This window comes from Corynebacterium sp. UBA4397, from assembly GCF_002390965.1.
GTDB lineage: Bacteria > Actinomycetota > Actinomycetes > Mycobacteriales > Mycobacteriaceae > Corynebacterium > Corynebacterium flavescens.
In genome coordinates this window covers 1-18,187 of the sequence record NZ_DGRD01000047.1, presented here as the reverse complement: position 1 = coordinate 18,187, position 18,187 = coordinate 1, and the positions used below count along the sequence as shown (strand labels likewise).

General features: G+C 57.6%; 15 protein-coding genes and 3 tRNA genes. 8 read left to right on the top strand and 10 right to left on the bottom strand.

Going from position 1 to position 18,187, the window contains the following annotated elements; genetic code table 11:
* Positions 1 to 556 precede the first annotated feature (556 nt).
* Positions 557 to 629: transfer RNA gene (locus B2696_RS10025), tRNA-Asn, on the bottom strand.
* Positions 630 to 838: 209 nt separating this feature from the next.
* Here B2696_RS10025 and B2696_RS10020 point away from each other — a divergent pair.
* Positions 839 to 912: transfer RNA gene (locus B2696_RS10020), tRNA-Ile, on the top strand.
* A 112-nt stretch (positions 913 to 1,024) separates the two neighbouring features.
* Here B2696_RS10020 and B2696_RS10015 read toward each other — a convergent pair.
* From B2696_RS10015 to B2696_RS10005, 3 genes are all read right to left on the bottom strand, one after another.
* The gene (locus B2696_RS10015) at positions 1,025 to 1,930 is read right to left on the bottom strand and encodes a glycine betaine ABC transporter substrate-binding protein (RefSeq protein ID WP_286955211.1); all 906 of its coding nucleotides are present in this window, start codon (positions 1,928 to 1,930) and stop codon (positions 1,025 to 1,027) included.
* A 75-nt stretch (positions 1,931 to 2,005) separates the two neighbouring features.
* Entirely contained in the window at positions 2,006 to 2,899 is an 894-nt protein-coding gene (locus tag B2696_RS10010) for an ABC transporter permease (protein ID WP_286955210.1), read from the bottom strand.
* Complete coding sequence (locus B2696_RS10005) at positions 2,899 to 4,092, bottom strand: quaternary amine ABC transporter ATP-binding protein (RefSeq protein WP_286955208.1); 1,194 nt, start codon at positions 4,090 to 4,092, stop codon at positions 2,899 to 2,901. The genes B2696_RS10010 and B2696_RS10005 overlap by 1 nt, the downstream gene beginning before the upstream one ends.
* Before the next feature lie 651 nt (positions 4,093 to 4,743).
* Between B2696_RS10005 and B2696_RS10000 the strand changes: the two genes are divergently transcribed.
* From B2696_RS10000 to B2696_RS09985, 4 genes are all read left to right on the top strand, one after another.
* On the top strand, positions 4,744 to 6,357 hold the full coding sequence (locus B2696_RS10000; protein ID WP_286955206.1) for a mechanosensitive ion channel family protein: 1,614 nt from the start codon (positions 4,744 to 4,746) through the stop codon (positions 6,355 to 6,357).
* Positions 6,358 to 6,469: 112 nt separating this feature from the next.
* A complete protein-coding gene (locus B2696_RS09995; protein ID WP_286955204.1) occupies positions 6,470 to 7,771 on the top strand; it encodes a trimeric intracellular cation channel family protein in 1,302 nt (433 codons plus the stop codon).
* Positions 7,772 to 7,807: 36 nt separating this feature from the next.
* The gene (locus tag B2696_RS09990) at positions 7,808 to 8,620 is read left to right on the top strand and encodes a serine hydrolase domain-containing protein (protein ID WP_286955203.1); all 813 of its coding nucleotides are present in this window, start codon (positions 7,808 to 7,810) and stop codon (positions 8,618 to 8,620) included.
* A 304-nt stretch (positions 8,621 to 8,924) separates the two neighbouring features.
* On the top strand, positions 8,925 to 9,386 hold the full coding sequence (locus tag B2696_RS09985) for a hypothetical protein (RefSeq protein ID WP_276622542.1): 462 nt from the start codon (positions 8,925 to 8,927) through the stop codon (positions 9,384 to 9,386).
* A gap of 89 nt (positions 9,387 to 9,475) precedes the next feature.
* On the opposite strand, the gene B2696_RS09980 is transcribed toward B2696_RS09985, so the two are convergent.
* The gene (locus tag B2696_RS09980; protein ID WP_286955201.1) at positions 9,476 to 10,258 is read right to left on the bottom strand and encodes an HAD-IIA family hydrolase; all 783 of its coding nucleotides are present in this window, start codon (positions 10,256 to 10,258) and stop codon (positions 9,476 to 9,478) included.
* On the bottom strand, positions 10,255 to 10,554 hold the full coding sequence (locus B2696_RS09975; RefSeq protein WP_075730208.1) for an acyl carrier protein: 300 nt from the start codon (positions 10,552 to 10,554) through the stop codon (positions 10,255 to 10,257). Before B2696_RS09975 ends, B2696_RS09980 begins: the two co-directional genes overlap by 4 nt.
* A gap of 27 nt (positions 10,555 to 10,581) precedes the next feature.
* On the opposite strand from B2696_RS09975, the gene B2696_RS09970 reads away from it, so the two are divergent.
* Positions 10,582 to 11,610 carry an alpha/beta fold hydrolase gene (locus B2696_RS09970; RefSeq protein ID WP_286955200.1) on the top strand — a complete coding sequence of 343 codons (1,029 nt, stop codon included), beginning with the start codon at positions 10,582 to 10,584 and terminating at the stop codon, positions 11,608 to 11,610.
* Positions 11,611 to 11,655: 45 nt separating this feature from the next.
* On the opposite strand, the gene B2696_RS09965 is transcribed toward B2696_RS09970, so the two are convergent.
* From B2696_RS09965 to aceE, 4 genes are all read right to left on the bottom strand, one after another.
* On the bottom strand, positions 11,656 to 12,516 hold the full coding sequence (locus tag B2696_RS09965; protein WP_286955199.1) for a metal ABC transporter permease: 861 nt from the start codon (positions 12,514 to 12,516) through the stop codon (positions 11,656 to 11,658).
* Positions 12,517 to 13,269 (bottom strand): metal ABC transporter ATP-binding protein, encoded by a 753-nt coding sequence (locus B2696_RS09960; RefSeq protein WP_075730205.1) that lies wholly within the window; start codon positions 13,267 to 13,269, stop codon positions 12,517 to 12,519. It lies immediately after the preceding gene.
* A gap of 6 nt (positions 13,270 to 13,275) precedes the next feature.
* On the bottom strand, positions 13,276 to 14,244 hold the full coding sequence (locus B2696_RS09955; RefSeq protein WP_286955197.1) for a metal ABC transporter substrate-binding protein: 969 nt from the start codon (positions 14,242 to 14,244) through the stop codon (positions 13,276 to 13,278).
* Positions 14,245 to 14,470: 226 nt separating this feature from the next.
* Positions 14,471 to 17,227, bottom strand: a complete 2,757-nt coding sequence (aceE, locus tag B2696_RS09950; RefSeq protein WP_075730203.1) for a pyruvate dehydrogenase (acetyl-transferring), homodimeric type — start codon at positions 17,225 to 17,227, stop codon at positions 14,471 to 14,473.
* Positions 17,228 to 17,485: 258 nt separating this feature from the next.
* Between aceE and B2696_RS09945 the strand changes: the two genes are divergently transcribed.
* Positions 17,486 to 17,884, top strand: coding sequence for a DUF3052 domain-containing protein (locus B2696_RS09945; RefSeq protein WP_075730202.1), 399 nt, complete (start codon positions 17,486 to 17,488; stop codon positions 17,882 to 17,884).
* 61 nt (positions 17,885 to 17,945) lie between these two features.
* Positions 17,946 to 18,021, top strand: a tRNA-Val gene (locus B2696_RS09940).
* Positions 18,022 to 18,187: the final 166 nt, after the last annotated feature.

Sequence of the window (18,187 nt, the reverse complement as noted above, 5' to 3'; positions counted from 1 at the left end):
GTACCGCGGTGGTCTCCTTGCTAGTCGGCAAGGGGGGGCTCACCAGGCGGTAGCTGTACACCACACTATTGGACGCAACCACCCGTCAGGAAGGTGACTGCTGGAAGATAAAGAACGGAGACCAACCGTTATGGTTTTCGCGTTTATGGTCTCTGTCGTGACATCGACAATTGCACTACTTGTCTTTAGACCCTCAACATTTTGCATTGCGTCCGCCCCTCCGATTGCTCGGATAAGCTTCGAAACTGCTTGAATGGATTTTTCAAGCGCTTTCAAGTCAATTTCTCCTGGGCAGCCGTCGATCTTCAAGCGTAGAGTACTTGGTTTCTCAGTCATGGTCACCTCGTCTGAGCGTTGTTCTAGTATCGTACTGCAGAATTTGGTTATTCTCTGCTGGAAGTTATCGTCAGGGCTTTGTGTCTGCTAATTCCCACGACAAATCCACGAGATAAGCGGCAGGAAATGGCGGGCTAGAATCTCCCCCTTATCGGGTTGATGTAAAAGCCAGAAACCCCCGCTCACCTGCAGAAGCAAGATGAACGGGGGTTATGTATTGCTCCTCCAACTGGGCTCGAACCAGTGACCCTTCGATTAACAGTCGAATGCTCTGCCAACTGAGCTATGGAGGAATAGTGTGCAGGGAGTGGTTTGTGGGAACCACTCCCTGCAACGAGGACTAACTATATTCATATTTGTTAAAGATGCCAAATTGCCTGTGTATCTAGGATTTTTTGGTTGATACTGAGTGTGCAGTGTTTCTTCTCAAGAGGTGGCGGCGGGGCAGTTAGGTCAAAGCACGGGCCTATATATATACTCAAAAAGTCGCCTTTGGCGGCGTGGGGCTATAGCTCAGTCGGTTAGAGCCGTGGACTCATAATCCATTGGTCCCGGGTTCGAGCCCCGGTGGCCCCACCCAGTAGCCAAGAAGAAGGCCTCGCGGAGGAATTCGGCTTCTAGAGCCGACCCCGAGAGGCCTTCTTTGACTTATTTTCTAGCTCTTAATCTGAGCTGCTATCGCTGGACTCTACTGTTGAAGGTCCGGGACGACATCGGGGTTTTTGTCCAGCCAGTCCTGAACGGCCTCGGCTTCCTTGCCTTCACCGAACTGGTTGACCACAGTGTCTTCGAGGGTGCCGTACTGCTCGTCATCAAGCTTGATGCTCTTGAGCCATTCAGCGACCTCTGGCTGGTCCTCACCAAAGCCTTCGCGTCCGAGCCAGTGGAGGGCCTCGGATTCACCGAGGGAGCCCTTTGGATCCTCTAGATCCTTGACTGGGAACTCGGTGTTTGCCCAGAAGGGGCGCCATAGTGTGACGACGATATCGTTCTCACTATCGACGGCGGATTGCAGCTCCGAGAGCATGGCCGGGGTAGAGGAGGTCGAAAGCGTGTAGCCATCGGATTCGAGCCCATAGTCCTGCATGACCTTTTCCGAAGCAGCGGTCAGCCCGGCGCCCGGCTCGATGCCGACAACCTTGCCGCCAAAGCGATCGGAGGCACCCTTGAGGTCCTCGATCGAGTTGACGTCCTCGACGTACTCCGGAACCGCCCAGGTGAGCTTAGCGTTGTCGTAATAGGCACCGAGATCCTCGATGTCCTCGGAGTACTTCTCCATGTACTGGGCCTGAGTGACCTCGGGCCAAGCGGAGGCGAAGATATCGATGTCGCCGCCGGCGAGACCGGTGTAGAGGACCGCTGCGTCGGTAAGCTCCTCGTGCTCGACCGCGTAGCCGGCGGCCTCGAGCTTATTGGTCAAGAGATAGGCCGTGGAGAGCCCGTCGGTCCACGAGGGCATGTAACCGATTGTGATGGTGCCCTTGTCTCCCTCGCCGGAGGAATCGTCCGATGAGCAGGAGGCTAGTCCGATGGCGGCAGCCGCGACGGACAGGCTAGCGACAAGCTTGGTGCTGAAACGTTTGGTGCTAAACATGGGGAGTGTTCCTTTCTTATAGAACATCTATTGAGATAGGACTTTTGGGATTGAAAGAAGCCGGGATACGCCGGGCTAGGCGTCCTGCTTCTTGCGTGCTTTCCCGATCTTGCTGCGCAGGGCAGAGGGATAATTACTAGGAGTGCCCAGTGCGGCGGTGATCCGATCAAGGAACACAGCCAAGATGACGACCGCCAAGCCGGCCTCGACGCCCTGTGCGATATCGAGAGTGGAAATTGCGGAGACCACCTCCTTTCCTAGTCCATCTGCACCGACCATGCCGGCGATGACGGCCATCGAGAGGGAGAGCATGATGACCTGGTTAATGCCGGCCATGATGGTAGGTATGGCCAAGGGGAACTGGATTCCTTTGAGGATCTGCCAGCCGGTGGCACCGTAGGCCTTGCCCGCTTCGACGGTTTCTTCATCGACGTTGCGGATACCCAGCTCAGTCATGCGCACGCCCGGGGGAAGTGCGAAGATGATCGTGGAAAAAATTCCGGGAACGACGCCGATGGAGAAGAAGGTCACCGCAGGGATGAGGTAGACGAAGGCAGGCATGGTCTGCATAAAGTCCATGATCGGGCGCACGATGGTGCTGACCGTATTGGACTTTGCCGCCCAGATACCCAAAGGGATCGCCACGATGATCGCCGAGATGGTGGCAATCAGCACGAGCGCCATCGTTTGCAGCATGGTGTCCCATTGGCGCATGCACATGACCAATATGAATCCGAGGGCCGAACCGATTGCGAACTTCGGTGAGCGAATAAACCAGCCGAATAGCGCGAAGAGCGCGAGGAGGATAAGCGCTGGTATCGAGATAAGGAAGATCGCGAGTCCCTCGATGAGGAATTCGTTGACCTCGGAAAAAATATCGAAGAGCCAGGAGACGTTTTCGGTGAGCCAGTCAATTCCTTCGGCGGACCAATCGCCGATAGGTATGCGGGGGAATGCTTCTACATCCACTACTTACTAACCTCTTTCTGGTCGAATGATGCAGCCGACAACAACGTCACGCGGGGAACGACCCCCGCGAACTTGCCGTTCTCGTCGACCACGACGATGGGCGCCTCGGTATCTGCCGCCAGGCCGAAGAGATCGCCGATTACCCGGGAGCTTTCAACGATGTGCGTAGGATCGTTATGCGAGAGCGGCAGAGCGGTTTCACCATCGCGCACGGCCTTGGCGACGTCGTCCTGCCAGAGGATCCCAGCCGGAGAACGGTCCCGATTCAGAGCTACAATCCAGCTGCTTTGAGACTCACGCATAAGCTTCTGTGCTGTCAGCGGGCCTTGGCTGACCCCAACTACCTCGGGAGGCTGCTCGGCGATGCTTTCCGCCGTGAGAACGCGGGAGCGATCCACGTCCTTGACGAAGGAAGCGACGTAGTTATTAGCCGGGTCACGTAGAATCTCTTCGGCCGTACCGACCTGTTCCACGCGACCATCGCGCATCATGGCAATGTGATCGCCGATGCGCATAGCCTCATTGAGATCGTGCGTGATGAAGACAATCGTCTTTCCTAGGGAAGACTGCAGGTCGATGAGCTGATCCTGCATTTCTTTGCGGATTAGAGGGTCGAGTGCCGAAAAGGCCTCATCCATAAGCAGAACTTCGGTATCGGCTGCCAGCGCGCGGGCGAGCCCGACCCGTTGTTGCATACCGCCCGAAAGCTCATCCGGCATTGACGTGCCCCAGCCTTCAAGGCCGACCATGCGCAAGGCTTCGTCGGCCTTCTGCTTGCGCTCGCTGGGGTTTACGCCTTTGATCTCTAGGCCATAAGCTGCGTTTTCTCCCACCGTTCGGTGTGGCAAAAGCGCGAAGCTCTGAAAGACCATAGAGATCTTTTCGCGCCGCAGGGCCCTAATCTCTGATTCATTCATCGAGGTCAGGGTTTGACCATCGATGGTGACCTCGCCGGCGGTAGCCGGGAGTAGGCCGTTGAGCATGCGAATTAACGTGGACTTTCCGGATCCAGAAAGTCCCATGACGACGAAAATCTCGCCAGGTTGAACCTCAAAAGTGGCATCGATGACCGCGGCCGTCGAACCCTTCTTGCGCAGTTCCTGACGTGTCGTCCCAGACTGTAATGCTTTTACGGCAGCCTGCGGGTGTTTTCCGAAGACTTTATACAGCCCATTAACCGTAATACTAGTCACCAGTCCTCCTTTTCAGCGTTTACTAAAGGCCGTGAGTGCCAGTTTCTCTCACCCCTCTCCCGAGGAAACCCTGACACCAGACCCCTTGGTGGCTGCGAACATAGCTTGCGCAAAATGTCTGCATCCCAAGCAATCCGCTAGCCCGGCTTAGCCCGCGAAGGCACGTGGATAGTGCGCCGCCGAATTCTCTCGAGTTAAGCCGAACAAGACACGATGACTCCGAGAGACGGCGTCTCCCAAAGTGCTCCTATACCCAACTGTTTCACAGATTTGAAGCAATTTTTCAGGATTGTGCGCGTAGCGGGAAGGACTGTCACAGCTTCTGGCGCGTGGAACTAGCACGGATGCAGCGCATGAAAAAGGTCCTCTTGTCTGCGGTTTGGTCTAGAAATAGCCAAAAATGAAACTCACGAAGACAACTATAAAGTCAAGGACATTACAAGTTTATAACATGTGAAATGTGTCATAACGTATTCAGGTTAGGCAAGAGTGTAGGAAGGTGTAGGCAGGGCTGAGTCGGCGGGTGAGGAGGACACCGCCGCGAGCCCTCCTGCGACGGCGGTGGGAGAAGGAATTGCACATTCTAAAAGTTCACTGAATTTGGCTAGCTCGAAGAGCGTAGACGAACGCTGCGCAGCTATGGTGGGAGGCATGCTACGGTACTATTTCTTCGAATTTTGGCAGGCCATGGTCGACCATGGTTTGCCCCTATTAGCGCTGCTTATCATCGCCGTCTTGATTCCGCGCGTGGGGCGGCTGACCGTGCGAATCCTCGAATCCAAGCTCGACGAAAGCGAGGAATCGACCAAGGCGCGCCTAGCGCTGGCTGGTGCGCTGATATACGTTTTGCAGGCCGCGGCATACCTAGTAATCGTGGTTGCTGCCCTAGCCAACCTTGGCGTGCCACCGCTTGGCGCAGCCATTCCCGCAACGGTTGTCTCAGCCGCCATTGGCTTCGGCGCCCAGACAATAATCGGGGACTTTCTAGCCGGTTTCTTTATCCTCTCGGAGAAGCAGTTCGGCGTGGGTGACTACATCAGCATTGGTGATGCTAATAATACTGAGGGCACAGTCGTCGCCTTGACTTTGCGCACGACCAAAATCCGCACACCTAATGGCGAAGTGGTTACCGTCCCGAACGGGCAAGCGGGCGTGGTCTCGAATTTCTCCCAGGACTGGTCGCGTGCTGTTGTTGATCTGGCTGTTCCGGTGCTCGAAGGAGAGACCGTGGGTGAGATAACCCAACGCGTGGAGTCGGTGGCTGAGGAGGCTATCAAGAACCCCACGATCTCCAAAGACGTGGCCGGCGACCTAGAGGTTCTACCTGCTACTGGCGTGGTCGCGCCGACCGTTGCCGGTCAGCCTTGGCAAGTTAATTATCGCGTTATGGTCGTGGTCAACCCAGCCCGGCAATGGGCTGTTGAGCGGGCTATTCGTTCCGCGCTACTCGCGGTTTTATGGGACCACTACAGCGTGTCTGAGGCCTTTGCTAATGGCCTATTCGACGGCAACGGCGCACTGGGTGACATCGACCAAGGCTCGGAGCAGCAGAAGGACAAAACCGAGGAAATCTCTGCGGCCGCGAACGCCGCGACGTCGAGTTCGGCACACGTGGAGGGCGACTCGGATTCGGCAGAGCAGGCCTCGGGGAACCAGGCTTCGGATAACCCGAAGCTGGCGCCGGGTGCCAAGGACGATGGCCCGGGCGGGCCTTCTCCGGTAATTCCATTGGAAGAGGATGAGAGCGCGGAGCCGCGGAAAGGGATCTGGCGAGATCAAGAGACTCACAGCAGGTGGGAGAAAATCGTCACCCTAGGCGGGCGCGTGCGCGCCTCCACCACGGAGCTTATTGTCGCCGTCGTTGTGGTCGGGTGGTTGATCTTGGCGTCGAGCAGCCCCGAGGATGGGCAGTCCGGCTGGCTTGCACCATCTAACTGGCGTGAAGGACGCAGCGAAGCACCGGTCACCTCAAGTGAAGAAACACCGACTCCTTCGCTGGCCCCGACCTCGGAGCCGGTAGAGAGAACCACCCAGCAGGTGCCGACGCAGACACAAACGACGACCGGTGCAACAGAGCCGAGCGAATTCACTGGACAAAATCAGGAGAACGACCAAGAGCAGCAGCAATCGACGCCTACCGCAGGTACGCAGGAGGGCGCTGAGACCGCCACCGGTGGAGAGACTGCAACAGGTGCCACCAACCAAGGTAATGTCCAAGACCGCAGCGCACCTTCGGTCGCCGAGCCGACTACCGCCATTCGCTAACTTGTCATGAGCTTTCGAATAGGAACTGGCTAATCGATGCCGAGTATCGGCACTGAGCACCGACGCAGTGCCGTAGCTGCCCTGGCGCGGCGGCGTGCATACAATACCGTTTATGGAAGTTGATCCCTTCGTAGATTCTCTATATCGCTGGTCCGATGTCAGCGGAGTTTTGCTCATGGGAATAATCGGCGGCACGATTGCACGCCAACGTGGCTACGACATTGTCGGCTACTTTTTCATCGCGCTCTTTTCCGCCCTGGGAGGTGGCATCATCCGCGATGTTCTTATCAGCCGCGGGACGGTGGCGGCGATGTCGCAGCCGGAATACTTAATTCTGGCTTTTGCCGGGGCCCTCATTGCGCGTTTCGTATTCTTTAAGGGACGCACCTGGGAGCTTTTGCAGGCACATGGTGATGCCGTAGTTTCCGCACTATGGGCGGGAACGGGCACGGTCAAGGCCCTTTCTTTCGGCTTACCACTGTTGCCTTGCATCATGATGGGTGTATTCACGGCCACGGGTGGCTCGATGATCCGAGACATTGTCACCGGGCGCGTGCCGACGGTATTTGGGGATAACCAGCCCACGGTGGTTCCGGCGGTGGCCTGCGCTGTAATAGTCGTTGGCTGCAATCGATTTGATCTACTCGTATGGGGAATGGTTGCTGGCCCGATAATCAGCCTCCTGCTTTTCTTAGCCGGTTACTGGGGAGGCTGGCGTCTACACACGGACCAGGATTGGGCTCCCGTCAATGACACCGCGGTCCAGGTCGCTGCTTTCGCTAAGAAGGCGGAGGATAGAGGGCGCTCGGTTGGGCGTCGCATCGAGCCCACCAAGATCCGCAGCTGGCGGCATCGACAGATGGAAAAAGCTTTGCAGCGCCGGATCGAAAAAGAGGTGCGCCGCGGCAGACAGCGCTCGCAAGCAGAATCGGATGCGGATAAGTTCTACCAGGAGTTCACCAATCAGTTCGGAGCTATTGGAGAACAAGACAAGTCGGCACGCGATTCTCAGCAGGAAGCAGAGGCGGCATCGCCAAGCTCATCTTTCGCTTCAGCCGAGGCAAGTAAGGGCGGGGAAGATAAGTCAACCTCGAATCATCGGATCGAACGACAAACAGACGTCGAGAATGAGGACGGCCTGTTCTCCGGAATGGGCATGGACTTAAGTGGTGATTCCTATGAAGGATACGACGAGCGGAAATATGCGGAGCATGAGGCTGCGGAGCTGGCGCGCGAACATCGCCGCATGCTCGATGTCATTCTCGCGGATGACACGCTTACCGACGAACTTATCGATAAGCTGGTTCACAAATACCGCGAATCTGCACAAGTAGGACAGGCAAAACGAGGCCGCGAAAAAGATCAGGCGAAGGATGCTAGGGAGTCTAGGGACTCGGATCGCTCGGGGGACTAGCGGGAGCAAAGCAAAGCGATAGGTAAGGTTGGCTCTATGAGTGCTTTTTCCCGCATCGCCCAGTGGCCGGCGAATAATGTGGCCGCCGTGCTGCTGCATGGAGACGATGTTGTTTCGCAGATAGGAGATCCTCGCCGCGTATTCGCGCTGGCATCGGTGACGAAACCGATCGTGGCCTATGCGATCATGCTTGCCGTTGAAGAGGGAGCAGTCGAGCTAGATCAGCCGGCCGGCCCTACAGGCTCCACGCTGCGACATCTTTTGGCACATGCCTCTGGTATAGGTTTTGATAGCCGTGTGCCGCTTAAGCCGGTAGGCAAGCGGCGAATTTACTCCTCTGCTGGCTACGAGTGGGCGGCAGAAGTCGTGGCCGAGGCCACGGGAATGAGTTTCCCGGAGTACCTGCGCGAGGGGGTGTGCAAACCACTAGGTATGCGGCATACCAGCCTGAGTGGTTCTGCAGGACACGGAATGTATTCTACGGCAAGCGATCTCGTGGCATTTGCACGCGAGGTGCTATCCCCACAATTGCTGCACCCGTCTTCGGTTCGCGAGATGTGCAGCGTGCAATTCCCCGGGATTCGCGGTATCGTCCCCGGTTATGGCAGCTTTAAGGATTGCACTTGGGGATTGGGATTTGAGATCCACGGCCACAAAGATCATTGGATGGGTGACCTCCCAGATTCTGCGGTGGGCCATTTTGGCATGTCTGGTACCTATCTGTGGCTGGCGGAAAATTGGGCCATGGTGGCCTTGAGTGACCACGATTTCGGCGACTGGGCGAAGCCATTGTGGGCCGAAACCAATACCGCGATCTGGCAGGAATGCACAGACCAAGCTGGGGCTTAAGCTTGCACTAAAGCTTTGGTTAAACCTACGGTTGAGGTTTAACCATTGGGGGGTTTAGTGGTGGTTGAGGGTTGATGAATTGGGTGGGACTCGAGGAAGATCGTCGGCAGAACACGATAATCGCGTTTTCGGTAGTGCCTTGATGTAGATGCAGTTCGTTGGGGAAGACGAAGCTCGTCTTACACCTTGGCCGTTATCCTTCCGCTATCGCCGTCTTCGCTGCCGTCAAATACGGCTGTGTGGGCAGGTGTAACACGTTTGGGTGGGGGCTGTGGTGTTTTGCATTTCAAAGGAGATATCGGCTATGGATTTCCGCGTTCATACCGCACCGGTTAAGGAAGTTTCTGGTACCTGCACCGCCCCGGCGTCGACGCAGCTCAGAGATCAGCCACAGCCGGTGTCGATTCAGCCTGTCCACGATTGGCCCAACCGCAACCACGGTCCCGTGCTCACAGGCGTACTTGTGATATCTGGGATGCCGCGTTCGCTGCGCCCAGCCATAGAAGACGCCATGTGTCGGTGCCTGCGCAGTGAATCCGAGTTCATTATTCCAGGCGATGATCCCCTAAGCGCGCAATGGTGCACGCGTTGGTTCCGGGATCGCCCAAGCCTCGAAACGCTCGCGGCTGGCGTGCCAGCACCCTGCGCTGGTCTAGGGTGTCATCAGGTATTAACCGGAACTGCGCAAGAACTCGATGCCCTAGATGGTGCCATCACCGAGCTTGCCCACCGATATGGCTTTGCCGCAGCAGTGCGGCAAAGCTAAACGCTCCGCCTCGGCTTTAGCACGGGGAGCTAAAAGGCCCCAGCGGCAAGAAGGGGAGAGGAGACGAACGCGGCGCGGTGTGAAGGCGCTTAAGAGCGTTCGAATGGGTCGTAAATGTGGTCTGGCAACTCGGCTACTGAATCTAGAACCATGGTGGGGCGATAGGGGTAGCGAGCTATCTCGTCCTCATCACTGATGCCGGTGCGAACTAGAATTGTTCGCATACCTGCCTCGATGCCAGCCTTGACGTCGGTGTCCATCCGATCTCCTATCATGACCGTGTCCTCCGAGTGTGCCCCGATGTTATTTAATGCCGAACGCATCATTACCGGATTGGGCTTGCCCACGTAGTAAGGCTGCCGATTGGTGGCAGCGGTAATTAGCGCTGCGACCGCACCCGTGGCAGGCAATACGCCTTGCGGAGCCGGCCCGGTGACATCAGGGTTCGTGGCGATGAAGCGGGCTCCGCCTCGAATGAGGTTAATCGCCGTGGTAATCGCCTCGAAAGAATACGTGCGCGTTTCTCCTAAGACAACGAACTCGGCATTATTATCGCTAAGAATCCAGCCGTCCTCGTGCATGGCGGTGGTCAGTCCCGACTCACCAACGACGAAGGCCGTGCCCTCTTTGTCTTGGGTGGACAAGAAGGTGGCGGTGGCCTTGGCAGAGGTCCAAATACGTTCTGGAGGAATGTTGAGCCCGGTGTTGCGCAGCCGGGCGGCCAGATCGCGCGGGGTGGACATGGAGTTATTGGTAAGGACCATAAACTCGATGTCATTATCGTAGAGGGTCTGGATAAACTTATCCGCACCCGGAATCATCTCGCCCTCTTTGATGAGGACGCCGTCCATGTCAGACAGGTAAGAAATCACTGGTGTTCCTCCACATAGTTGACTAGTTCGCCGATGGTGGAAATCTCCGCCATCGTCTCCTCTTCCAAACGTACCTTGAACTCATCCTCAGCACGCACGGTGAGTTCGATGAAGTCCAGGGATGCCACACCGAGATCCTCAAAGCGGGCATCGCGCTCCAGCCCCTCTGTAATTCCCGTCACCTTGCTGATGAGCTGCGTCAGCTTTCCATAGACATCGGAAGGCTCGGGGGAATCATTGCGGGGCTGTGCGCCCTGAAAACGAGCTTGGAGTTGGGCGCTGAAGTCATTAGACATGAACCCGAGTCTAGTATTGATGGCGCTATGGCTTTGAGGAAACACTCGCGCATTCTGTCTGGTCTCGGCGCGGTCGGCCGCAGCTGGGGCGAGCGCCTGCGCCCTGGGACGAGGGCTGCTTCACGCACTATCATTGCTAACCTGCACGATCACCGAACCGAGCCGGGGCTCACCCAGCTCAGCGCTACCGGCTTCGTGGATAACGAAGGGGTGCGCATCGCATGGTTTGAGGCGGGCCCGGAATCCGCAGAGCAAGCCGTGCTTTTTATCCACGGTTACTCTTTGTCTTCCGAGAGCTTCTACGCACAGGTGGCGCACGTGCGTGCACGTTTTCCGCAGGCGCGTTGCCTGCTTGTCGACGTCCGGGGTCACGGACAATCCGCCCCCGTAGCACCCGAGCAGTGCACGGTAGAGGCGGCCGCTGATGACGTTCTCGCGGTGGTGTCCCAGCGCCTGCCCACCGGCCGGATAGTGGTGGTGGGGCACTCCTTAGGAGGAATGGTGGCGCTGAACCTCATCCGGCGAGCGCCGCAAGAGTTGTATGAGCGCATTGACTCTGCGCTGCTATTGGCCACTTCGATGCGGCGCTTCGCGGCCAAGGGCGTGGCTCAGGTGCTGCAATCGCGGACACTGCGCGCCGTGTACCGCGCGTGCCTGCGTAAGCCGCGCCGGGCTGACGGTATTCGTTATGAACTAGCACGGCTGGCGGTTCCGGCCCTAGCAGTGGCGCTGGAGGGCTTTCCACAGATGGAGAAACTCCGCTTTCACGGAGCAATGCTGCTGGATACGCCGCTGTCGAGTTATACCGGTTTCTTCGACGATCTACTGGAGCATTCTGAGTATGCGGCCACTGCAAGGCTGCAAGGCATATCGGGCGATATTCTCGTGGGCTCACTCGACGTGGTGACACCGCTGAGTCAATCCGAGGTGATTGCACACAAGTGGCCTGCTGCGGCTTTGTGCGAAGTAAATGGTGCAGGTCATATGCTGATCCTGGAGGAACCAGAGGCGGTCAATGAGGCTCTAGATCGCTTAATCGGCGCCGCTGGTAAGTAATCGCAGCGACGCCGATTAAGTAAAAGGGCCGGCAGGTGCCAGAATCTAAAGCTTGGCCATTGCCTTGCGGCGCTGCATGACGTTAGAGATAACGCCCTGCGGGCTAAAGAGGTAGACAATGGCGAAGACTACGCCGAGGACGACGCCGATCATGCCACCTGAAGAGGTATCAAAGACGTAGCTCAGAATGATACCGGTGGCGACGCACAGGCAGGCGATGAGCGGAGAGAGCCACATCATCTTCCAAATGCTATCGGTGAGCAGACGCGCGGTGGCGCCCGGAGTGATGAGCATTGCCACGACGAGGATGACGCCGACAGCTTGGAAAGAAATGACCACCGTCACCGCGAGTGCGCCGAGCATTAAAGCGCTCAGCGAACGCGGGGAGAGCCCGATCGAGCGGGCGTGTACAGGATCGAAAGCGAAGAGGGTGAGGTCACGCCGCTTGAGCAAGATAACCACTAAGGTGATTGCGCCTAGGACGAGCACCTGCCACAGATCCCCACTGGTGATGCCCAGTAGGTTGCCGAAGAGAATGTGGTTGAGGTCCGTCTGGCTAGGGGTTACAGATATCAGCACCGTACCGAGCGCAAAGAGCGTGGTGAACACGATGCCGATGGCCGCGTCTTCCTTGACCAGCTTTCCCGAACGCATCCCTCCAATCAGGGAAACAGCTATCGCCGCGAAGACGAGAGCGCCGATGGTGAAAGGGACACCAAAAATATAGGACAAAACCACTCCGGGAAGCACTGCGTGGGAGATTGCATCCCCCAACAGTGACCAGCCGATGAGGATGAGCCAGCAGCTGATCACGCCGCAGACAATCGCGGTGGTCAAACCGACCATGAGTCCGCGTTGCATGAAAGCGTACTGCCAAGGTTCTATAAAAATTGAGACAAAATCCATTTAATCCATTACCTCCGTGGCGCGTCCAACGCTGAGGTCGAAAGCAAGCGCCAAGTTCTCCGGCTTGAGTACCTCGCTGGTGACATCGTGCAAAATTACCGTCCGGTTAAGGAGGATGGATTCCGCACATAGCTTCGGCAAAGCGTGTAGATCGTGCGTGGCAACCAAAATAGTTACCCCTTCGGCGGCCAGCTCATGCAAGAGCTCCACGATCATGGCCTCGCTGCGCTTGTCGACGCCAGCAAAAGGCTCATCAAGCAACAACACTCGAGCGTGCTGGGCGAGAGCACGGGCGACGAAGACGCGCTTGCGCTGCCCGCCGGAAAGCGCACCAATTTGGCGATGCGCCAGGTGAGTGAGCTCGACGCGCTCGAGTGCCCCGGCCACGGCTTCCTTGTCCTCTTTGCGCGGAATACGCAGCCAGTTCTGGTAACCGTAACGGCCCATCATGACTACATCGTGGACGCTAAGAGGAAAGGCGGTATCGATACCGTCATGCTGCGGCACATAGCCAATGAGGCCCGAATCCCGAGCCTCCTTAGCAGAGGTGCCAAGGAATGTTACTTCTCCACCATCAACGTGATTGACTCCCATGAGCGCGGAGAAAAGCGTTGACTTTCCGGCGCCGTTCATGCCCACAAGGCCGCAGATACGTCCGGCTGGGAGGCGGAGATTGACATCGTGAAGGGCCCGAACGGCCCCGTAAGACACGTTCAGGTCTTTCACTTTGATGCCATAGTTTTGTTCTAACACGAGTTGCTAGTCCTGCTTCTTCGCTGTGAGGCCGGCGATGATGGTGTCGGCATCGTGGGTAAGGAGGTCGAGATAGGTAGGAACGGGGCCGTCGGTATCAGAGAGCGAGTCTACGTAAAGGAGGTGATCCGCATCAGTGTTGAAGGTGGCGCCGGTAGCCTCAGCAACCTGCTCCATGGCCTTCGTGTTGACGGTGGACTCACAGAATACGGTAGGAACCTTGCTCTCGGAGACCTTGTCCTGGAGAGCGGCGATCTGCCGCGGCGTACCTTCGGACTCGGCGTTAACCGGCCAGAGGTAGAGCTCGTTGAGCTTGGCATCACGCGCTAGGTAGGAGAAAGCACCTTCACAGCTGACCAGGGTGCGCTGCTGCTGGGGAAGTCCAGAAAGCTCACGGTCCAGGGTGTTGGCTACGTCTCCGAGCTTCTCCTTGTATGCCTCACCGTTGGCGCGGTAGTCATCGGCGTTAGCGGGGTCGAGCTCGCTGAAGGCCTTGACGATGTTGTCGACGTAGATCTGACCGTTCTCAGGGGACATCCACGCGTGGGGGTTGGGCTTGCCGCTGTACTCGCCTTCGCTGATGTCGATGGGAGTCACTCCCTCGGAGAGGTCGACGCGAGTGGCGTCAGAATCGGAGGTGAACTTCTCGAACCAGCGCTCTAAGCCCAGGCCGTTGTTGAGGATGAGCTGTGCCTTCGTTGCTTCCTTCAGGTCACTCGGGGTTGGCTCGTAGTCGTGGATTTCTGCACCCGGCTTGGTGATGGATTCCACGCGCAGGTGGTCTCCGGCGACGTTTTCTGCCATGTCATCGAGCACCGTGAAGGTGGTGATGACGAGCGGCTTGTCTTCGCTTGCTGCAGTTTCGCTTCCAGAGGTGTCCGATCCATTGGAAGAGCAGGCAGCGAGAGAAGCCGCCATTCCTACTGTGGCAATGGAGACAGTGAGAGAGCGGAACAGGGATCTTTTGAGGTGCATTGATCCTTATCTTTCAGTGAAATGAAACAAATGTTTGTAGACCCTAAGTAGCATAGTTCAACCTATTGAACTTTGTCACGTCCCTGTGTGAAAGCCCACCTAAGTGTTGGGGCGGCTTCGCCAAGCAGGGTCTCCTGCCTGGGAGGAAAAACGCAAGGCCCCGGGACAGNNCTGTCCCGGGGCCTTGCGTTTTAAGAAAGCGCGGGCGATAAAGCCTTAACGGAATCTAGTCCTCGACCTCGGTGCTGGCTTCAGCCTTGGTTGGATCATCGAGGTGGAAGTGCTTGGCGGCTTCCTCGACCACGGACTGCTCAATCTTGCCCTCGCGGGCAAGGCCCTCAAGGACGCCGACGACGATGGAGACTGCGTCATTGTTGAAGAAGCGGCGCGCACCCTCGCGGGTATCGGAGAAGCCGAAGCCATCCGCGCCCAGTGTGATGTAGGTGCCCGGAACGTAGGGGCGAATCTGCTCCTGGAGCTCGGTGGTGAAATCGGAGACGCCTACGAAGGGGCCTTCGAATCCCTTGAGCTGGGTAGTGGCGAAAGCCTCGGTGGGCTGAACGCCCTGCTGCAGGGCCTCCTTGTTGCGGCGTGCACCGTCACGAGCGAGCTCAACCCACGAAGTTACGGAGAATACCGATGCCTTGACATCGAACTGCTCGGCCAGGATCTCCTGAGCAATGAGCGCCTGGTTGACGCCCACGCCGGAGGCCAGAATGTTGGCGGGCAAGGAACCCTTCTCCGCAGTGTTGAAGTGGTAAATACCCTTGTGCAGGCCCTCAACATCGAGATCCTCGGGCTCCGCCGGCTGCGAGATCGGCTCGTTGTAGACCGTAAGGTAGTACATGACTGCCTCGTCCTCTTCGCCGTACATGCGGTCGATGCCACGGGTGACCAAGTGAGCAATCTCGTAACCAAAGGCCGGGTCGTAGGTGATAACCGCCGGGTTGGTCGATGCCAGGACGGGGGAGTGTCCGTCCATGTGCTGGAGACCCTCACCGGTAAGGGTGGTGCGGCCGGCGGTGGCGCCGATGATGAAGCCACGTGCCAGCTGGTCTCCGGCAGCCCAGAAGGAGTCACCGGTGCGCTGGAAACCAAACATCGAGTAGAAGATGTAGAGCGGAATCATCGGCTCGCCCTGCGTGGCATAAGAGGTAGCAGCCGCAGTGAAGGAAGCGGTGGCACCAGCCTCGGAGATACCCTCGTGCATGATTTGGCCGTCGGTGGCCTCGCGGTAGGAGAGCATCAGGTCATGATCGACCGGGACGTAGTTCTGACCACGCGGGTTCCAAATCTTGAGGGTGGGGAACCACGAGTCCATACCGAAGGTGCGTGCCTCATCCGGGATGATCGGAACGATGCGCTTGCCTAGCTCCTTGTCACGCAGGAGCTCCTTGAAGGTGCGCACGAGAGCCATGGTGGTGGCTACCTTCTGCTTGCCCGAACCCTTGCGGACCGAGCGCAGCTTGTCCAACTTCGGTGCGTGCAGGTGGGTGTACTTCGCACGGCGCTCTGGCAAGAAACCGCCGAGCTCGCTACGGCGCTCCAGCATGTACTTGATCTCGGGCGCGTCCATACCGGGGTGGTAGTAAGGAGGAAGATAAGGATCCTTCTCCAAGACCTCATCGGAGACCGGAATACCCTGCTTATCGCGGAAGAGCTTGAGATCCTCGAGCGTCAGCTTCTTCATCTGGTGCGTGGCATTGCGGCCCTCGAAGTTGTGGCCCAACCCGTAGCCCTTGACCGTGAGCGCCAGAATGACGGTGGGCTTGCCGGTGCCCTTGTTCTCCAGAGCCTTGGCATACGCTGCATACACCTTGCGGTAGTCGTGGCCACCGCGGCGAAGTGCCCAGATCTCGTCATCGGTGAGATCCTCAACTAGCTTGAGGGTGCGCTCGTCACGGCCGAAGAAGTGCTTGCGCACATAAGCGCCGTCATTGGCCTTGAAGGTCTGGTAGTCACCATCCGAGGTGGTGTTCATGATGTTGACCAGGGCGCCCTCTTGGTCCTTGGCCAGCAGAGCATCCCAAGCGCGGCCCCAGATCACCTTGATGACGTTCCAACCGGCACCACGGAAGAAGGACTCGAGCTCCTGGATGATCTGCGTGTTACCGCGAACAGGACCGTCGAGGCGCTGCAGGTTGCAGTTGATGACGAAGGTGAGGTTGTCGAGCTCGTAGAGCGCAGCGGTCTGCAGCAAGCCGCGTGACTCCGGCTCATCCATCTCGCCGTCACCGAGGAAGGCCCACACGTGCTGCTGTGAGGTGTCCTTGATGCCGCGAGTCTCTAGGTACTTGTTGAAACGTGCCTGGTAGATAGCATTCATGGGGCCGATGCCCATGGAAACGGTGGGGAACTCCCAGAACCAGGGCATAAGCCGTGGGTGGGGGTAGGAGGGAAGGCCCTCGCCCTTACCGCGAGAAACTTCCTGACGGAAGCCGTCAAGGTCATACTCAGATAGGCGGCCTTCCATGAAGGCGCGCGCGTACATGCCGGGGGAGGCGTGGCCTTGGAAAAAGACCTGGTCTCCGCCTGAGGGATCATCTTTGCCCTTGAAGAAGTGGTTCAGGCCGACCTCATAGAGCGGCGCTGCACCAGCATAAGTAGAAATGTGGCCGCCGACGCCGATGCCGGGGCGCTGGCTGCGGTGCACCATGATGGCCGCATTCCAGCGGATCCAGCGGCGGTAGCGCTTTTCCAGTTCCTCATCACCGGGGAACTCTGGTTCCATGGTGGTGGGGATGGTGTTAACAAAGTCCGTTGAAGTCAGCGAAGGCAGCGGAACGCGCTTAGCGGTAGCGCGCTCAAGCAGGCGCAGCATGAGATAGCGCGCGCGGTCCGGGTCAGACGAATCAAGAAGCCCGTCGAGGGAGTCCATCCACTCGCGAGTCTCCTCGGGGTCGTTGTCGTATAGGTACGACGCGACGCCATCACGAATGAGCGGAAAATTGGAGTCGCCCTTCACGGCATCTTGGTCGGCCATTGAAACCTCCTAAATATGGGTAGACACAGATTTCCATCAAGGATACGCGTAGGCATATTTGATATGCATGTTGGAGGGGCTAAGCGGTCACTAGCCCCGCTAGCTGTGATGCTGAGCAAAAACCAGCAGCCGCTTGTGGTGCAATTTTGTGGCGATTATGGAGCAATAGCGGGAAAAGATTGTGGCCCCGCGTTAAACTGCATGTATTGAAGCCCCGTCAACCGCGGGGATCTCACTGACTTTGGAAGGACACTGATAGTGGCGGATGCTGCCAGCAAGCTCGGAATAACGAAAGGGCAAATCGCTCTGGAACTTGGTTGGGACGAGGATTGCGACACCGCGATTTCGGAAAACGTTGAGGCAGTGCTCGGTGAGGATTTCCTCGACGAAGAGACTGATGAGCTCTGTGACGCCGTTCTCCTCTGGTGGCGTGACGGGGATGGCGACCTGGTTGATGGCCTCGTCGACGCTTCTCGCCCGCTTTCCCACACCGGACGTCTCTGGCTACTTACCCCAGGCGCCGGAACCTCCGGAACTGTCGATCCGGGAGAAATCAGTGAATCTGCTCAGCTAGCCGGACTCGTCCAAACCAAGGCCGAACGCCTCGGTGATTGGCAGGGTTCCTGCCTTGTTTCACGCGGCAATAGTAAGAAATAACCTGCGGGTTTGTTGAACCGAAAGTGCTTGGGCTAATCTATTGCAAGTGCTCAAGCACCATGCGGCTTTAGCTCAGCTGGAAGAGCAATTGGTTTACACCCAATAGGTCGGGGGTTCGATCCCCTCAGGCCGCACCAGGTCAGACCCCATTTTCACACTCCGTGGAAGTGGGGTCTTTCGCTATCCCACGACAATCGAGACGCGGGCTAATGCTCAGAATGTGTGGGCTAAGGAGCAAAAAGTGTGTCTGCGGGCGTGTCGGGGTTAGGTGCCGGGCCAGCCTTGAAGTGCCCCGGGTTTTGT